This window comes from Streptosporangium sp. NPDC002607 (genome assembly GCF_053592655.1).
This window is the reverse complement of sequence record NZ_JBSFWD010000099.1, coordinates 1-16,950: the sequence shown is the minus strand read 5'-3', so window position 1 is coordinate 16,950 and position 16,950 is coordinate 1. Positions and strand designations below refer to the sequence as shown.

Here is a 16,950-nt window from a genome sequence, read left to right as displayed (position 1 = left end):
TGGTAGCTTAATGTTGTGTGTTATAATATTATAAATCTTTTTTTTTTTTAATTCGGTGGGGCACACGGCGTGGCCCCCCCCCCCCGTCGCGGCCCGGCCCCACCACGAGCGGCCTGTCAGCAGCGAAGGACCTGCAAGGCAGACAGCGAGGGCCGCAACGCGGCCAGGGCGCTGCCCCTTGGCGCCCACTCCCCGGGCGGCCTGGCCCTGTCGGGATCGGGCAGGGCGGTGCTCGCCAGGCAAAGGGCGTCTCGGCCGGCGGCCGAAGGGTGGGCACCGGGTGTGTCTCGCGGCACCATGGCCACCTCGTCAGAGGTGGTCATCGGCCGGGCGGGGTCATCGCGCGAGAGATGGGACAGGAACGCTTGCCCCGCCTGGGCGCCGACGGCCGGGGAAGCGGCCGCGCTCGCGGAGGAGGTGAACGGGTCGGGCATGACGAGGTACACCAGGAGCGCGACGGCCTGTAGCACGAGGACCGCCCGTCTCCATCGCCTCACTGAGTTCTCCCTAGGCCTGCCGTGCCCGTCTCATCGCGGCTCGTCGCGGCGACCGTACAGCATCGTAGGGACATACCGCCCCTGGCGGCACCTCGCCTGCGCCATTCCAGCCGGCGCGGCGGGGATGGATGCCCATCCCTCTTGTGACCAGCAGGGTGGCTTTGGCCGCTGTGGAGCACATCTCGGCGGGCCTGTTCGCCGTCACGGTCTATCGACCATGGGATGGGGACCTGGTCCGGTGCTGTGGGGTGGCGAGGGTGTGCGGCAGCTGGTGGTTCCCGGTCTGGCTGACTCCAGACAGGAGGCCCCCGGGCGGGGGCTTCCCGTTGTGGACCCGTGGCCTCACGCGCCCCCGCTCGTACCGGTCTCGGGGCAGACCTCCCGGTAGGGCAGGTCGGGCAGGTAACGCGCCCACTCCTGGGTGGAGAGGTTCCCGCCCGCCCGCCCGCACACCGCCGCGACGACCCGTGGGGAATCCAGGGGAAACTCCTGGAAGCCGCCGTCGCGCGCGGCGTGATACAGGCTGGTGCCGTCGGGGCCGAGCGAGATCGCCGCGACCTCGTCCGTGTGCCCGGTGATGGCGGAGCCGATCTGCCGGCCGGTGGCGGGATTCCAGAGCCTTACCGTGCCGTCCCGCCCGGCACTGGCGAGCAGGCCCTGGTCGAAGACCAGATCCGTGACGGCACCGGTGTGACCGACCAGGACGGGGCCGAGGCGCTGCCAGGTCCGGGCGTTCCAGAGTTTGATCTGGCCGTTCTCCTCACCGGTGGCGACGGTGGCGCCGTCAGGGCTCACCGCCACCACGCTGTTGGAGTCGGCCGCCCCGCTCGGCCTGTTGACCAGCTTGCCCGAGGCGACGTCCATGAGGCCGACGGCGCCCAGGCTGCCCACCGCCAAGGTGCGCCCGTCTGGAAGGAACGCCAGGCCCGCGCGGCCGAACAGGGCGGGCATGCCGCTGCGCACGACGTTCTGCTGCTCGATGAGCCGGATCGGGCGCCCGCTCGGCAGGTCCCAGAGCGCGAGGGCCCCCAACGGCTCGGCGCACTCCCCGCAGGTGAGGTAGAACGTGGCGGCGAGGGTCCTGCCGTCCGGGCTGAGCGCGAGTTCCTCGATGCCGTCGTACTGGTACGGGCCGACCACCGCGTCGGTTCGCGGCTTCTGCTCGCTGTAGGGGAAGGAGGCGAGCATGCGCCGGGTGGAGACCTGCCATACGCTCACCATCGTGCCGTAGCCGACGACGAGGGTCTTCCCGTCCTTGCTGAAGGTCGCGGCGGCCCGCGCCAGGTGATCGTTCGTGAGGTCGTCTCCCGGCACCCGGAGGGGATCGCCCAGCGGCCTGCGCAGCGCCGTGTCCCACAGCCGGACCTCTCCCCTGCCCTCCACCGCCATGACGCGCCCGTCGGGGCTGAACACCGCGTCGTGGCCGCCGGCGCCGCTGAGCAGCGGATGGGTGTAGGCATCGATGTCGAGGGTCAGCACCGAACCCCAGTCTCCGAGCAGGCGGAGCGTGCGATCCTCAGGACCGAAGCGGGGCGTCACGCTCCCCAGGCCGGGAAGCGGGTAGCGGGCCAGCTCACGACGATCACTCACCCGCCAGAGCGTCACCCTGGCGCCCTCGGCGTCGGAGTAGGCGAGGAAGCGGCCGTCGGCGCTGAACGCGAACCGCGGAATCGACCGCGTCGGCGTGAACTTTCCGGCCGACCGCGTGCCGGAGGCGACATCCCACAGTTCCGCCCTCCACTCCGTCCGCGCCTGGTCGAACGCCGCGTTCACGATCGTCCTGCCGTCGGGGCTGATCGCCACGGGGAGAAAGCCGCCCCGGGAGAGCCACGGTGCCGGCACCCGCGTCCGGGTACGGAGGTCCCACAGCTCGGTCGCCGGCCCCGTGTCGCTGACGCCACCTGACGGGATACCCGATATGACTGCCCTGTCGTCGACGGACAGGGCAGTCACGTCGAGGTAGGTCAGCGTCGTCGGCGGCAGGATCCGCCGCCGGCTGTCCACGTCCCACAGCTGGCCCTGCGGCAGCTCGCCGCCCTTGCTGACCACGAGCAGGCGTCCGCTGGGGCCGAACTCCAGTTTCTCCGCGTACTCAAGGAAGGACGTGTCGCCGAACTCGGCGCCGATCTGCTTTCCCGAGGCGAGGTCCCAGAGTCGCAACCCGTCACCGGCGGCCGTGGCGAGCCTGGTGCCGTCCGGGCTCAGGGATGCGGCGAAGGCCGGCTTGCCGGCCGTGGTGAAGGTGTGGAGTCGCTCGCGCGTGCCGACCTCCCAGACTTGAACCTCGTTCTCGTTCACGTCGGCACGCATCCGGCCGTCGGGGCTCAGGGCGTGGACCGTCGTGGCGGTGCCGTCCGGATCGGCGAACAGGTCCTGCTGTGGCTGGGCCAGCGAACTGTAGAGGCTCGACCGGGCCTCGGCGACGGGAGTGGTCTGCCACGCGGCCACGCTCAGCAGCATCGCCGCCCGCGGGTCGGTGGCCCGCAGCGCGTCCGCTCTGCCCGCTATCGCCTGGGCCTGCGCCCGGTCCAGTTGCTCGGCCACCGTGCGGCGCTGCTGTTCCGCGAGGCCACCCGCGGCGACCGCGAGGGCCAGCGACACGGCCAGGCTGAGGGTGACCAACCGGCGTCGTCTGCCCCGCCGGCGGACCAGCACGGTGCTGGCGGTGAGGAAGCTGCTCTCCGAGCCGGTGAGGTTCAGGTGGTGGCGGCCGGTGGCCGCCCACTGGAGCGCGGTCTCCAGCGCGCTTCCCTGGTAGAGGTCCCCGTCCTTGATCCCGCCCGTCTTCCAACGCCGGGCCGCGGCGTTGAGCCGCCAGTGAACCGGCAGGCCGCCGCGTTCGGCGTCGACCCATTCGTGCAGGCGGGGCCAGGCCCGCAACAGCGCGAGGTGGGCGATGGTCACGGTGTCGGTGTCCGGGTCGGTGACGATGAGACCGGCGGAGCCGTAGGCCGCGAGCACCTGCGCCACGAGGGCGGCCTTCTCCTCGGACCTGCCGTCGGCGAACTCGGCACGCGGAGCCCGCCTGAGCGTGTCCTGGCTGTCCTCGTCGACGCCGACCATCCGCAGGAAGATCTCCGGCATCAGCCGCTGCGCGGCGGGCGGCAGGCTGAGGTAGATGGTCTCGGCGTGCGTGCCGAGGGCGGGATCGGCGGCGTTCAGCTGCGCGGGCGGGCGTACCCGCTCGGCTGCCCGTACGCCGTCCCGGAGAAGAGCGCCGGTGTCGCCGGGGTTCCCGATCAGGCCCATCAGCAACTCCTGTGCCGACGGGCGCAGCTCCGGATCCTTCTCCAGTGCCCGTCCGACCAGGATGCGGAGCGAGCCGTCCAGGACGCTCAGGTCGGGGTGAAAGGTCAGGACACGGTGCAGGATCGCGGCGGTGGTCTCACCGGCGAAGGCGTGGTGGCCGGTCGCCGCGAAAAGGATCACCGCTCCCCAGGCGAACACGTCGGCGGACGCCTGCGCGTGCTGCCCTGACAGCACCTCGGGCGCCATGTACGGCGGCGTGCCGGCGGCGAGGCCATCGGTGGTCAGTGACGCCTCCTCCGTTCGCGCGATACCGAAGTCGATCACTCGTGGACCGTCCGGGCCGAGCAGCACGTTCTCCGGCTTCAGATCCCGGTGGATCACCCCTGCCTGGTGGATGGAGGCGAGGGCGGTGGCGATGGCGGTGGCCAGGCGGTGGAGCCCGTCACTGTGGTAGGGCCCGGCGGTCGTGACCGCCTGCTTCAGCGTCGGGCCATGGACGAACTCGCTGACGATGTAGGGCGGGGACGCCTCGGGGTGGGCCTCGATGACCCTCGCGGTGCAGAAGGAGGAGACCTTCTGGGTGGCGGCGACCTCCTTGGCGAAGCGTCCCCGCAGTTGCGGATCCGCCCTACCGTCGGCAAGCAGAACCTTGATCGCGACTCTGCCGCCCGTCTCGTCGTAGGCGTCGTAGACGACTCCCTGCCCGCCCTCACCCAGACGCCCAGCGAGCCAGTAGCCACCGATCCGCTGAGGGTCTCCGACACGCAGTGACACGCCCACTCCCGACGATCCAGATTCCGATACCCCTTATGTCGCTGTGAAGGCAGCAAAAGTTGCGGCATCCGGCAAGAAACTCAGCCGTGTCTCCCGGCGCGACGTGCGCATGATCATCCGCTGACCCGGCAGGGGGTCGTCAGGGCGGGTACGGGCCGTTCACCTCGACGGGAGCGCGCGAGACCGGCGGGGTCGGATCGCGAGGTCAGACGGCGGCGTGCAGCCAGCGGACCGGTGCGCCCTCCCCCGCGTAGCGGAACGACTCAAGCTCGGCATCCCACTGCTTGCCCAGCAGGCGATCGATCTCCTCCTCCAGCACCACGCGGCCCTGGCGTGCCATCAGCATGGCGGAGCGCAGCCGGTCCTCCGGGATCAGGATGTCGCCCGTGGCCCCGACAACGGCCGTGAAGGCACCGAGAGACGGGGTATAGGCGTGCCGGGACCCGTCGACACCCGGTGAGGCGTCCTCGGTGATCTCGAAGCGGATCCGCTGCCAGCCCATCAGGGATGAGGTGATGGCCGCCGCGGTCCCCACCCGGGCCTCCCACTCGGCCTGTGCGCGCACGTGACCGGGCGCGGCGGGCTGTGGCGTCCAGGTCAGGTCTACGGGTACGCCAAGAACGCCTGCGACCGCCCATTCAATATGAGGGCACAGCGCAGGCTGAGCTGAGTGGACGTAAAGCACGCCACGAGCAGACACCGGACCTCCCGTTTCGGTACGAGGTGCGCCTTCCCCAACGGCCTCGTCCCAGGATGATCACAAGTGACTGAAGGAGAGACTACCGTCGGTTGTGACGTCGCACCAGAGGGGGGTCATACCAAGATGTTGCGACGCGGACGCTTGGCCAGGGCATCCTCGGGAGCGAAGAGAACCCCCGCAAGCTGGTGAGCACCCCCGGAGGACCAGATGGATACCGATATAGAACGGGTGGAACCCATCCCTGGATCGCCCGCTCTGATCAGAAAAGGTCAGTTGCTGACCGACGCCTCGGGCATGGCCGCCACCGTCCGCTGGGCCGACGCCGTCACCGAGGCCCAAGGGATCTACCGGGTGCGGCTCTCATCGGGCGTGGACGTCTGCGACCTGGTGGCGTCGTTACGGGAGCGGGGGCTTCCCGCCTCCCCCAACCATGTGCTGACGGGCCAGCCGCTCTATTTCGGAGGTCCGGCCTCCCGCCCCTTTCCCACCCTCGCCCTCCCGATGCCCGAGCCCGCCGCGGACGGGCCCGCCACGACCGCCGTGACGGTGGCACTGGCCGACACGGGCCTGGCGTCGCACCCGTGGTGGCGGATGAGCCCGTGGTTTCTGGAACGGGGACAGGAGTCCGCGGAGGTGCCCGATTCGGACGGCGACGGCGAACTGGACCCCCAGGCGGGGCACGGCACGTTCATCACCGGGCTGGTCCTGCGGTCGGCCCCGGCGGCGAGGCCACGGCCGATCCGGATGCTGAACAGCCACGGCATCGGGGACGAGGCCGGACTGCTGCGCGTCCTGGGCCGGCTCAGGGCCGAACCACCCCGGGTGCTCAACCTGTCCTTCGGCGGGCACACCTTCGACGACGGCCCCTCCCCGCTGGTGGAGGCCGCCCTGGCGGAACTGGCCGGCACGGTCACGGTGGCCTGCGCGGGCAACACCGCCTCGGACCGCCCCTTCTGGCCCGCCGCCTCGCCCGGGGTGATCGCCGTCGGAGCACTGGACGCGGCGGAGCAGGCCAGGGCCCCGTTCTCGGCATACGGCCCGTGGGTCGACGCGTGTGCCCGTGGCGAGTGGCTGTCCAGCACCTTCCTCGAACACGGCGCGTTCCGCGGCTACGCGCGCTGGAGCGGGACCTCCTTCGCCGCCGCCCTGGTGAGCGGGGCGATCGCCGCGGCGTCGGCGGACCGGCCCTCGCGGGAGGCCGCGAAACACGTCCTCGATCCGGTGGGGGCCAGGCGGATCCCCGATTTGGGAGTCGTCGTGCCCACACCCGGCTAAAGTCTCACCCAAAGTATTCGCTCGAATACTCAGAGTGCCCTATGGGGCCCGGAGGTGCCGGTGAGCGACCAGCCCACGATCGAGGCCGTCCTGGCCGGCGACCAGGCGGCCTGGGACGCGCTGGTCACCCGCTTCACGGGCGCGCTGTGGTCGGCGGTGCGCGCCTACGACCTGAGCCCGGCGGACGCCGCCGACGCGGTGCAGGGCACGTGGCTACGGCTGCTCGAGAGCCTGCACACCATCCGTGACCCGGACCGGATCGGTCCCTGGCTGTTCACCACGGCCAAGCGCGAGGCGTCCCTGCTCCGCCGACGGCACCGGGGCGAGCGGCTGGTCGCCGACCCGGTGGACGCGGAACGCGCGTGCGTGGACACCGAGCCGGCCGACGCCGGGCACGTCCATGCCGATCCGGCGCTGGCCGTGCTGACCGCCGACGAGAGCCGTCGTCTGTGGCAGGCCGTCGACCAGATGCCCGAGCCGTGCCGCTCGCTGTTCCGGCTGATGGCCACGGCCCCCGACGCGGGCGTCCACCAGCTGGCCGGGCGTCTGGGCATGCCCAGCGGCAGTTACGGCCCCACCCGGGGTCGCTGCCTGAACCGACTACGCACCATGCTCACCACTCGGGAGGCGACACCGTGACGCGACATCCGACGACGATCGACGACGAGTCCCTGATAGCCGCGCTGCGCCTGGCCTCCGGGAGCGACCCGGTGCCGGCCCAGGTGACGACCGCCGCCCGCGCGGTCTTCGGTCTGCGGCTGCCCGGTGCCGACACGGCCCGCCCCGTGGTCACCCCAGCACCGCAGGGCGTCCGGTCCACCGAGGAGCCCCGGCTGCTGAGGTTCGTCGCCGCCGAGCTCACGGTGGAGCTGGAGGTCACCTCCCTGGACGGGCTGGTCGACCTGGCAGGCCAGATCTCCCCCTGTCCCGAGGCGGGCACGCTGGTCGAGATCCGCACGCTACACCTCACCGAGTCGCGCCCCCTGTCCCCGACGGGCCAGTTCGCCGTCACCGGCCTGCCGCCGGGCTGGTTCAGCGTGGTGTGTCACCGGCCGGAGAGCTTCCCGGTGGTCACCAGCTGGACCCGGATCCGCCCGTAGTTGACCTTCGACGAGGCGCTCGCCGCCGCCGAGCGCGCGGTCGACCTCTCGGGCAGCGACCCGGCCCGAGCCCTCGCTCTCGCCCGTACCGTGCTCGCCTCGCTCCCCGCGTCCTGCCGGGGAACGACCGGCCAGACGGGTGATCCGGACGGTGGCGGCGCGGTGTCGGAGCGGGTCTCGGGCTGCCGGCACTGCGAGGCGGAGGCGGTGGCGCACCGGGCGCTGGCGGTGGCGGCACGTGAGCTCGGCGACCTGCCGTTCGCCGAGGAGCGGTTGCACCGGGCGGTGGAGATCTCACTGCGGGCCGGGCTGCCGCACCGGGCCGCCCAGGCGCGCCTGTCGCTGGTCCACATCCGCACCGAGCTGGGCCACCCGGAGCAGGCACTGGCCATCGCCACGGACGCCGAACCCGGTCTGGCCCCGGCCGAGCTGGGCAAGCTCGGCGTGCATCGCGCGATGGCCCTGGCGAGGCTCGGCCGCTACCGCGAGGCCGTCGAGCACTGCGACCGGGCCATGACCGTCCTCGGCGACGACGTCAGGTTCGTGGCCGGGGCGATGCTGAACCGCGGGCTCGCCCGGGTGTTCCTCGGGGAGTTCGAGGCGGCGGAGGCCGACCTGGGCCGGTGCGCGGAGCTGGCGAGGGACGCGGGCCTGGAACATGTGCTCGCGCTCGCCGAGGGCAACCTGCCGTTCCTGGCCGCGCGGCGCGGCGACCTGCCCGCCGCCTTCACCGCCTACCGGCGCGCCCAGGACGTCCTGCTCGACTACCCGGAGCGGCTGGCGACGGTCCGCTGCGACCTGGCCGAGGCACTGGTCACCGCCCACCTGCCCGGCGAGGCTCGGGCGCTGCTGGACATGGCGGTTCCCGAGCTGGCGGCGGCGGGCGCCGGGGTGACCCTGGCCGAGGCCCGCCTCCTGCTCGCCAGGGTCGAGCTGCGCACCGGAGATCCGCGCCGTGCCCGGGAGAGCGCGGAGCTGGCCGCCCGCGAGCTGGCCGCGCAGGGGCGGACGGTCCTGACGCCGCTCGCCGAAGAGATCCTGCTGCGGGCCCGGCTCGCGCTGGACCCGTCCTCCGCCGAGTTACCGGCGACGGTGCCGGAGATGCTCTCGTGCGCCGAGGCGCTCGATGCCGCCGGGCACCGGGATGCCTCGGCGGCGCTCAGGCTCAGCGCCGCCGAGATCGCGCTCCGGCTGGGTGACCGGCCGTCCGCCGAGGGCCAGCTGGCCCTCCTCGCCCGCTCGGGTCGCGGAGTGGTCGCCCGCCAGGCGACGGCACTGCGGCGGTTCCTGGCCGGCGACCGGCGGGGGGCGTTCGCGGCGGTGCTGGCGGGCCTCGCGGAGGTGGGGGCCGGAACGAAGGCGTTCGAGGACCCGGTGATGCGCGCGCACGCCGCCAGGGAGGGTGAGCCGCTGGCCGAGTTCGGGCTGGCCCTCGCCATGCGGACCGGGCGAGGCCGCACGGTCCTGGCGTGGGCCGAGCGGTGGCGGGCGGTCACCGGGGGCGCGGGCCGGCCGCTCGCGCCCGGCCTGGCCGCGCTGCGAGCGGCGCTCGGGGAGTCGGTCCTGGTGGAGTTCGTCCGCCACGAGGCGGAACTGGCCGCCGTCGTGGTCACCGGGGAGCGTGTGACGCTGCGCCGCCTCGGCCCGTTCGCGACCGTCGCCGAGGCCACCGTCCGCCTCCGGTACGGGCTGCGCAGGACACACCTGCTCGATGGAAGGGCTCCGGAGTCCGGCGCGGAGGCCGCGGAGCTGGAACGGCTGCTCTTCCGCCCGCTGCGTGACCGGCTGGGCGACCGGCCGCTGGTGATCGTGCCGACGGGAACGCTGCACATCCTGCCCTGGCCGCTACTGCCGATGAACGCGGACCGGCCGGTGAGCGTGGCGGCCAGCGCCGCCGCCTGGCTGGCCGGCAGGCAGGTGCCGGTCGTGCGGGACGGGCGTGTCGTGACGGTGGCGGGGCCGGGGCTGCGGTGCTCGGAGGCCGAGGCCCGCATGGTCGGCGAGTGCCATCCGGGGACCGAGCGGGTGGCGGCTCGGCGGGCGGAGGTGATGACGGCGCTGGAGCGGGCGGACGTGGCGCATCTGGCCGCGCACGGAATGTTCTCCTCGCGCAGCCCGCTGCTGTCGAGCATCGATCTCGACGACGGCCCGCTGATGGCGTACGACCTGCTCCGGCTGCGCACCCCGCCGAGCCTGGTGGTGTTGTCGGCGTGTGACGCGGGGATGGCGCACGCCCCGGCCGACGGGGCGCCGCTGGGGCTGGCGGGCACGTTCCTGTCGCTGGGGACGCGGTGCGTGGTGGCCAGCCTGGTGCCGGTGCGCGACGAGGAGACGCTGGCTCTGATGACCGCCTTCCACGGGTCGCTGGCCGCCGGCGCCCCGCCCGCACGGGCACTGGCCACCGCGAGCGGGAAGACCGGGGTGGCGGGCTTCGTCTGCTTCGGGTGCGGGGATCAGCCGGTGGCGTCAGGCCCCGGGGAATCGGTCACTCGACCGGCCCACGATCCGGCGTAGCGCGGGTCTATCTGGTGCTCACCTCCAGGAGGGGAACGTGCTGCTCGGCGGGTGTCAGCGAACCGTGACAGCCGACGAAGGCCGCCTCCTGCGGCTCGGCGACCGAGGCGACGATGGCGCAGTCGGTGTACGGAACGGCGAGGACGTCGCCGATCCTGGGCAGCCATTCGGGGCGGACCCTGGGGCCGAACCAGCCGGATTCGACCGCCTCCTGGCGGGATGCCACCCATGCCTTTCCGGCGAGGATGTCGCGCCAGGTGTCGAGGACCGCCTCCGCGGCGCCGGGGACGGTGTAGACGTGACGGGCCCTGGCCTCCCCGCCGAGCAGTGCGACGCCCTCGCGCAGCACGCCGAGCGTGTCGACATCGACGCGCTCGGTGACGTTGACCATGCCGTGGTCGGCGGTGACGTACATCGCCGAACCGGGCGGGAGCGTCTCGGCCAGTCGCTCGGCCATCCGGTCGACCCGGGCGAGCTGGTCGAGCCAGGCCGGGGAGCCCCAGCCGGTCCGGTGGCCGATGGAGTCGAGGTCTCCGTAGTAGACCGAGACGTGGGCGCGGGGCTCGGTCAGCGCGTGGCGGACCCCGGCGATCCGGTCGTCGACCTCGTCGGCACCGACGAAGCGCACACCCCGGTAGACGGCCCTGTTGAAACCGGTGGTCTCGAACTTGGCCGGGCCGATGTAGCTGACCGGGATGTCGGCCGCCGCCGCACGCTCGTACACGGTCGGAGCGGGCTGCCAGTCGCCGGGTTCGACGAGGGGGCCCTGGGCGGTCCAGCGCAGGCAGTTGAGCATGTAGCCGGTGCCGGGCACAGCGAGCTGGTAGCCGAGCATGCCGTGCTCGCCCGGCGGCAGGCCGGTGCCGAGCGTGGCCAGGCTGGTCACGGTCGTGGCGGGGAAGCCCGCGGTGAGCACCCTGTCGAGCATGGCGGACATGAACGGCGCGGTCTCCGGGTGGGCGCGGAGCAGTTCGGCGCCCATGCCGTCGACGAGGAACAGCAGAACCCGCTCGGCCGGGGCGAGGCCCAGGGGGTTGTCGCCGTCCATCCCGATCGCGGCCAGCAGTGAGGAGGAGAGGTCCGCGAGAGTGGCCGTGCCGTACGCGGGGATCTGGGCCCTCACGAGGCGGCCGTGCGGGCCGTCGCCTCCGACAGCGCCTTGGCGAAGGCCAGCACGTGGGAGACGGCCTCCGGCCCGTCGGCCGCCTCGCTCACCCGCAGGGAGAGGTCGTCGGCCGTGATCGCACCGGTGTACCCGTGGTCGGCCTCGCAGTTCTCGTCACCGCAGGTGGCCGGCTCCAGGTCGACGTGGGAGATGGCACCCCAGCCGATCGTGAGCGTGACCTCCGTGGGCGGCACGCCCGGCACGTAGGAGGCGGGGTCGGGGACGACCCTGGTGACCGCGACCGACTGGATCCGGCTGAGACGCACGGCTTCGGTGGTCGTGGAGGCGTGTGACGCCGACACCCCCTCCACGGGCGGGTGCTCGTCGGTGTGGCAGACGAGTAGCCGGGTGGGTGAGAGCACCAGCACCGTGACGTGCCTGCGCACCTCCATGGCCGGGTCGAAGGTGGCCTCGTGGTGCACGACGTAGGCGCCCACCTGCTCCTTGCCGAGCGCGGACTCGACCGCGTCGGCGACCAGATCGGGATAGTAGCCACTGCGGTCGATGGCGTCGCGCAGGCCGGCGGACGAGAGTCGGGTTTCCCTCATGGGTCCATCCTGCCCTGTCCGGGGCAACGCTTTCACCGGGAGCGCGCGACCTTTGGCAGGTGGTGCAAATCGTGATCCGCCCCACCACGGCCCCTTCCCGGCCGCGTGGGCGCCGCCGGACGTCCTCACCGGCCCTCGACTTTTCCCTTCGATCGGTTTGGCGTGATCCTTTCGGGGCTACCGGGAGCAGTGGCGGTGGCACGCCTGCCGTCCCGAGCCGCGGCGACAGGCGGTTCACCGCATTCGGCGAATGTTTTGCAAATCCGAGCATGTTTTCACCGCATCGGAATTGGAGGCGGTGGATTCCCAGTGGAATCGGGGGATGAGGAAATATGACCGATGAACGTCCAGATCCTGCGGGACGCGGGCCGATGCGACGAATCGGTCTCGTGCTGACCGTCGCGGCGGCCGTCGCGGGCGCGCCGCCCGCCCTGGGGGCGAGGTTCCCCGGCGACCTGATCCTCACCACGGTCCACGACGGCCCGTTCGAGGCGGGTGGCACCGGCACGTTCTCCATAGACGTCACCGCCGACCCCGCCTCCGGCGGGATCGGGTACCCGACCGAGGTCACCTACTACTTCCCCGCGGGCCTGACCCCGGTACGGGCCTCCGGCTCGGGCTGGAGATGCCGGATCACGGCCGGCAGCGTCGGCTGCGAAACGCGTGACCTGGCCTCCCCCGGCTTCCAGCTTCCCCGGATCACGGTCGGCGTGACCGTGGCGAGGGACGCCACCGGCACGCTGACCGCCTCCGGCAGGGCGGTCGAGGCCGTGGCCGTCCCCACCGGGACCCGCCCTGCGACCGCCACCGTCGCCAGCACGGTCCAGATCGTCCCCGCGACGCCCGCGACCTGACCGAGGCCGGGGTGCGCCGTGCTCTCCCGCCGTGGGCCCTGCGGGAGAGCACGCTAGCCGAGGCGCCGAGGGCCGCCGTCGGGACGCGGTCCCCGGTGGCTGCGGAGCACGGCCCGGGCGCCCAGCACGGTCACCCCTGACTCCCCCACCAGCACCGGGTCGAGGGTGAGCCGCGCCACCTCGGGGAGGTCGTCCGCCAGCCGCCCGAGCCGGATCAGCAGGTCCTCCAGCGCCTCGACCGCGACCGGCGGGTAGCCGTACTCGCCGAGGAGCAGGGGGGCGGCGCGCGGCGACCTCACCAGTGCCGCCGCGTCCTCGCGGGTCAGCGGCGCCAGCCGGTACGCCTCGTCGCGCAGCAGCCGTGCGGTGATCTCACCGAGCCCGAAGGAGACGACCGCGCCGAAGGCGGGGTCCTCCATCACACCGGCCACGGTCGGCACCGCGGGCTGCGGAGCCATCCGCTGCACCGTGAGCACGGCCTCGGGTTCGAGTTGGCGCGTCAGGTCGGCGTAGGCGTCACGCACCCCGTCGGGTCCCGACAGTCCCAGGCGCACGGTCCCGGCGCGCTTGGCCGCCTCGGCTCCGGCGGCCTTCAGCACCACCGGCCAGCCGAGCCTGGTCGCGGCGTCGACCGCCTCCTGGGGCGAGGTCACCGTCTCCGACGGCCAGACCTCCACCCCGTAGCAGGCGAGCAGCTGCGAGGCGTCGATCTCGGCCGGGGCGTCGCCAAGAGCGGCGAGCACGAGGCTCCGTGCCGCACCGGTGTCGACGCTTTCGATCTCCTCGGGCACCCCCGCGGGCTGCTCCAGCCAGCGCGCGTGCCGCACCACATGGGCGAGCGCGCGGACCGCCTCCTCCGGCGCCGTGTACGAGGGGATGGAGCCCCGCTCGGGGGTGGCGCCGACCCGCAGTTCCCCGAGCATGCCGATCTTGCCCTCAAAGATGGCCAGCACCGGTTTGCCGCAGTCCCTGGAGGCTCGCAGCAGCTCGGCGCCGACCTCTTCGGCGTTGCCCGGGATGGGCGGCATGTAGATCGCGACCACCGCGTCCACGTCCGGGAGCACCGAGGCCAGGGCCGCGCCGAACTCGGCGGCGCCCGCCCGGGCGCCAAGGTTGACCGGCGGTCTGGGCGCCAGGCCGACCCGCACGCAGGCGTCGGCCGCCAGCAGCGCCATCGCGTCGGAGTTGCCGACCAGGCCGACCCTGGGCCCGGCGGGCAACGGCTGGTAGGCCAGTAGCTGCGCCACGTCGAACTGCTGGATCAGGTCGTCCACCCTGATCACTCCCGCCTGCTCGAACAGCGCGCTGAGCGCGGTGTCCGGCAGGCCGAGCACGGGCGCGGCGTGACCGGTGGGCACGCCCTGGGTGGTGCCGCCGCTCTTGACGACCACGATCGGCTTGCGGCGCGAGATACGCCGCGCGAGGCGGGCGAACTTGCGGGGGTTTCCCAGCGACTCCAGATAGAGCAGGATCACGTCGGTCTGCGGATCCTCCTCCCAGTACTGGAGCAGGTCGTTGCCCGACACGTCGGCGCGGTTACCCGCGGAGACGAACGAGGAGATGCCCATGCCCCGCTGGGCCACCCGCTGCAGCAGCGCGGTGCCCAGGGCTCCGGACTGGCTGAAGAAGCCGACCCTGCCGCGCTCGGGGAGGGTGGCGGCGAGCGTGGCGTTCAGGCGTACCGATGGGTCGGTGTTGGCGACGCCGAGGCAGTTGGGGCCGACGACCCGCAGGCCGTACGCGCGGGCGATGCGCACCATCTCGTCCTGCCTGGCCCGCCCCTCGGGGCCGGTCTCGCCGAATCCGGAGGAGACCACGATCAGCCCGCGCACCCCCTTCTCCGCACACTCCTTGACCACGTCGATCACCCCGTCGGCGGGTACGGCGAGAACGGCGAGGTCCACCTCCCCGTCGATGTCCGTCACACTCGGGTAGGCCCGCACCCCCGCCACGGCCCGCGCCTCGCGGTGCACGGGGTAGACCGGACCGGTGAAGTCGGCGCCGAGCAGGTTGCGCAGCACGGTCTGACCGACGCCGCCCGGCTCGCGGCCCGCTCCGACGACCGCCACCGAGCCCGGCGAGAGCAGGCGCTCGATCGAGCGGGACTCGGCGCGGTGCTCGCGGGAGGCGGTCACCTCCTGAGCGGTCTCGGTCGGGGTGAGATCGAGGGTCATCCGGACCACGCCGTCGGCGAAACTGCTCTGCGCGGTGTAGCCGACCTGCTTGAGGACCGCCATCATCTTCTGGTTGGCGGGCAGCACATCGGCGACGAAGCGGGCGATCCCCCGCTCCCTGGCGGTGGCGGCCAGGTGTTCGAGGAGCACCGAGGCGACCCCCCGGCCCTGGTGGGCGTCCTCGACCAGGAAGGCGACCTCCGCCTCGCCGGGTTCGATCCGGTCATAGCGGATGACCCCCACCATCTCAGTGCCGATCGTGGCGATCAACGCCACGCGGTCCACGTAGTCGACGTTGGTGAACCAGGTGATCTCCCGATCCGACAGCCGCGGCCGGGGGCCGAAGAAGCGGAAGTAGATCGACTCGGCGGACAGCCGGCTGTAGAAGGAACGCAACCGGTCGGCGTCGGCGGGCCGAATCGGGCGCACGTGGGCGGTTCCGCCGTCCGACAGGACGACGTCCGCCTCCCAGTGAGCAGGGTACTGAGCAACCTCCACAGCCCCGAGAGTAGACGCGAATCTCACAAGACGGACCAGCGGCACGAATTCACGCAACGCTTGTGCATCGACTATGGTCCGGTGTCTGGTCAAGACCCCATACCCTGGCCGGAAGCTGTTAAGTTTTTCGCGGCTAGAGGTACGGCTTGAAGCACGGCCAGAGGCACGTCGGCATCGAAGGCAGCAAGGTGGTGACATCATGACGCGGGTGGTCGTGGTGGGCGATCTCATGACCGACGCGGTCGCGAGAGCTCGCTACCCGTTGGCGAGGGCCAGCGACACACCGGCGGTCGTCACCATGCACGGCGGTGGTTCAGGGGCCAACATCGCCTCCTGGCTCGCCGTCGAGGGCACGGAGGTCGCCTTCATCGGGCGGCGCGGCGCCGACATCACCGGCCGTAACCGCGACATGGAGCTGATGGGCTACGGCGTCGACGCCCGCCTCGTCATGGATCCCGAGCGACCGACCGGCACCTGCGTGGTGCTCGTCACCCACAAGGGCGAGCGCACCATGCTGTCCGACCCCGGCGCGAACGCGGCCCTGTCCCCCGAGGATCTGCCCCGCGACCTGTTCTCCCAGGGCGGGCACCTGCACCTGTCCGGCTACACGCTGATCAACGAGGGTTCCCGCGACGCCGGTATGGCGGCGCTGGAGATGGCTCGTCGCTCCGGGATGTCCGTCTCGGTCGACTGCTCCTCCTCCGCTCCCCTGGAGCGCACCGGCGCCGAGCCCTTCCTGGAGTGGACGCAGAGCGCCAAGCTGCTGTTCGCCAACACCGACCAGGCGAAGGTCCTCACCGGCCGCGACGATCCCGCCGCCGCCGCCAAGGTCCTCACCGCCTGGTTCCCGCAGGTGGTCGTCAAGCTCCGCGACGAGGGCGCGCTCTGGTACGGCAACAACCGCCCCGACCCGATCAAGGTCCCCGCCGGGACCGTGGAACGCGTGGTCGACGGCACCGGCGCCGGTGACGCCTTCACCGCGGGCTTCCTGCCGGCCTGGCTCGGTGGCAAGCCCCCGGCCGAGGCCCTGGCCTCCGGCTGCCACCTGGCCTCCCGGGCCATCTCGCACCTGGGCGCCCGCCCCCGCCTCTAGCGGCGGGCGCCCGGCCGGGCAGACCCGATTCGGCGATCTTCTCCCCCATGACTCCGGCCGCCAAGTAGCTCTGCGACAGACCACGGTCGCGATTCGTGATCGTCACGAGTCGGTCATACCAGCCGATGGCGGGGCTCCGTAGTTCGACGGTGTTGCCGATCTCGGGGGCCGGTTGGACGAGGGAGCACGCTGGTACGCCGGGAGTGGGAACCGGAAGAGCCGATCGCGGCGTGGACGCCGCTGGAAGATGACTGAGAGCCGGGGTCGGACAGGGCCGGCACGACCCGGCTCGGCTCCAGCCTGTCCGGCTCCAGCGGTCGGCAGGCTCTGACCGGCTCTTTCCTGGCACCGGTCGCAGGAGAGACACAGTGCGGGGACGGAGAGTGTCCCGCTTTTGGCTGAGCCGAGATCCTCCGCACGAGTGACGAGGCGGAGCCGGGTTTCCAGCGACTATGGGACGACGTTGCGAACCATTCTTCGCCGGGGGGCAGTGTGCGGGACAGTGAAGC

Annotated in this window: 12 protein-coding genes; 6 read left to right on the top strand and 6 right to left on the bottom strand. The window is 72.3% G+C overall.

Features of this window, described 5'->3' with window-relative positions:
* Nucleotides 1-116: 116 nt before the first annotated feature.
* The 3 genes from ACWD3H_RS45995 to ACWD3H_RS45985 all read right to left on the bottom strand — a co-directional run bounded on the left by ACWD3H_RS45995 (nt 117) and on the right by ACWD3H_RS45985 (nt 5,220).
* Nucleotides 117-497 carry a hypothetical protein gene (locus ACWD3H_RS45995; protein ID WP_451959543.1) on the bottom strand — a complete coding sequence of 127 codons (381 nt, stop codon included), beginning with the start codon at nt 495-497 and terminating at the stop codon, nt 117-119.
* A gap of 342 nt (nt 498-839) precedes the next feature.
* Nucleotides 840-4,520 carry a protein kinase domain-containing protein gene (locus tag ACWD3H_RS45990; protein ID WP_451959542.1) on the bottom strand — a complete coding sequence of 1,227 codons (3,681 nt, stop codon included), beginning with the start codon at nt 4,518-4,520 and terminating at the stop codon, nt 840-842.
* Between the two features lie 205 nt (nt 4,521-4,725).
* The gene (locus tag ACWD3H_RS45985; RefSeq protein ID WP_030920167.1) at nt 4,726-5,220 is read right to left on the bottom strand and encodes a DUF3145 domain-containing protein; all 495 of its coding nucleotides are present in this window, start codon (nt 5,218-5,220) and stop codon (nt 4,726-4,728) included.
* Nucleotides 5,221-5,427: 207 nt separating this feature from the next.
* On the opposite strand from ACWD3H_RS45985, the gene ACWD3H_RS45980 reads away from it, so the two are divergent.
* Genes ACWD3H_RS45980 through ACWD3H_RS45965 form a run of 4 tightly spaced genes read left to right on the top strand, consistent with a single transcriptional unit; the run spans nt 5,428 to nt 10,109 of the window.
* Entirely contained in the window at nt 5,428-6,495 is a 1,068-nt protein-coding gene (locus ACWD3H_RS45980; protein WP_451959541.1) for a S8 family peptidase, read from the top strand.
* 60 nt (nt 6,496-6,555) lie between these two features.
* Complete coding sequence (locus tag ACWD3H_RS45975) at nt 6,556-7,134, top strand: RNA polymerase sigma factor (protein ID WP_350925783.1); 579 nt, start codon at nt 6,556-6,558, stop codon at nt 7,132-7,134.
* Nucleotides 7,131-7,595: a hypothetical protein gene (locus tag ACWD3H_RS45970; protein WP_451959540.1), complete on the top strand. Its 465-nt coding sequence runs from the start codon at nt 7,131-7,133 to the stop codon at nt 7,593-7,595. The genes ACWD3H_RS45975 and ACWD3H_RS45970 overlap by 4 nt, the downstream gene beginning before the upstream one ends.
* Nucleotides 7,596-10,109 (top strand): CHAT domain-containing protein, encoded by a 2,514-nt coding sequence (locus ACWD3H_RS45965; RefSeq protein WP_451959539.1) that lies wholly within the window; start codon nt 7,596-7,598, stop codon nt 10,107-10,109.
* Between the two features lie 7 nt (nt 10,110-10,116).
* Here the strand turns inward: ACWD3H_RS45965 and ACWD3H_RS45960 are convergent, their stop codons facing one another.
* Together ACWD3H_RS45960 and ACWD3H_RS45955 are read right to left on the bottom strand one after the other, a co-directional pair.
* Nucleotides 10,117-11,232, bottom strand: a complete 1,116-nt coding sequence (locus ACWD3H_RS45960) for an alkaline phosphatase family protein (RefSeq protein ID WP_451959538.1) — start codon at nt 11,230-11,232, stop codon at nt 10,117-10,119.
* Nucleotides 11,229-11,822, bottom strand: coding sequence for a DUF5998 family protein (locus ACWD3H_RS45955; RefSeq protein ID WP_030920184.1), 594 nt, complete (start codon nt 11,820-11,822; stop codon nt 11,229-11,231). Before ACWD3H_RS45955 ends, ACWD3H_RS45960 begins: the two co-directional genes overlap by 4 nt.
* A gap of 371 nt (nt 11,823-12,193) precedes the next feature.
* Between ACWD3H_RS45955 and ACWD3H_RS45950 the strand changes: the two genes are divergently transcribed.
* The gene (locus tag ACWD3H_RS45950; RefSeq protein WP_355560016.1) at nt 12,194-12,676 is read left to right on the top strand and encodes a hypothetical protein; all 483 of its coding nucleotides are present in this window, start codon (nt 12,194-12,196) and stop codon (nt 12,674-12,676) included.
* Nucleotides 12,677-12,729: 53 nt separating this feature from the next.
* Here the strand turns inward: ACWD3H_RS45950 and ACWD3H_RS45945 are convergent, their stop codons facing one another.
* Complete coding sequence (locus ACWD3H_RS45945) at nt 12,730-15,348, bottom strand: bifunctional acetate--CoA ligase family protein/GNAT family N-acetyltransferase (protein ID WP_355560013.1); 2,619 nt, start codon at nt 15,346-15,348, stop codon at nt 12,730-12,732.
* Nucleotides 15,349-15,547: 199 nt separating this feature from the next.
* On the opposite strand from ACWD3H_RS45945, the gene ACWD3H_RS45940 reads away from it, so the two are divergent.
* Nucleotides 15,548-16,441, top strand: a complete 894-nt coding sequence (locus ACWD3H_RS45940) for a carbohydrate kinase family protein (RefSeq protein WP_350925798.1) — start codon at nt 15,548-15,550, stop codon at nt 16,439-16,441.
* Nucleotides 16,442-16,950: the final 509 nt, after the last annotated feature.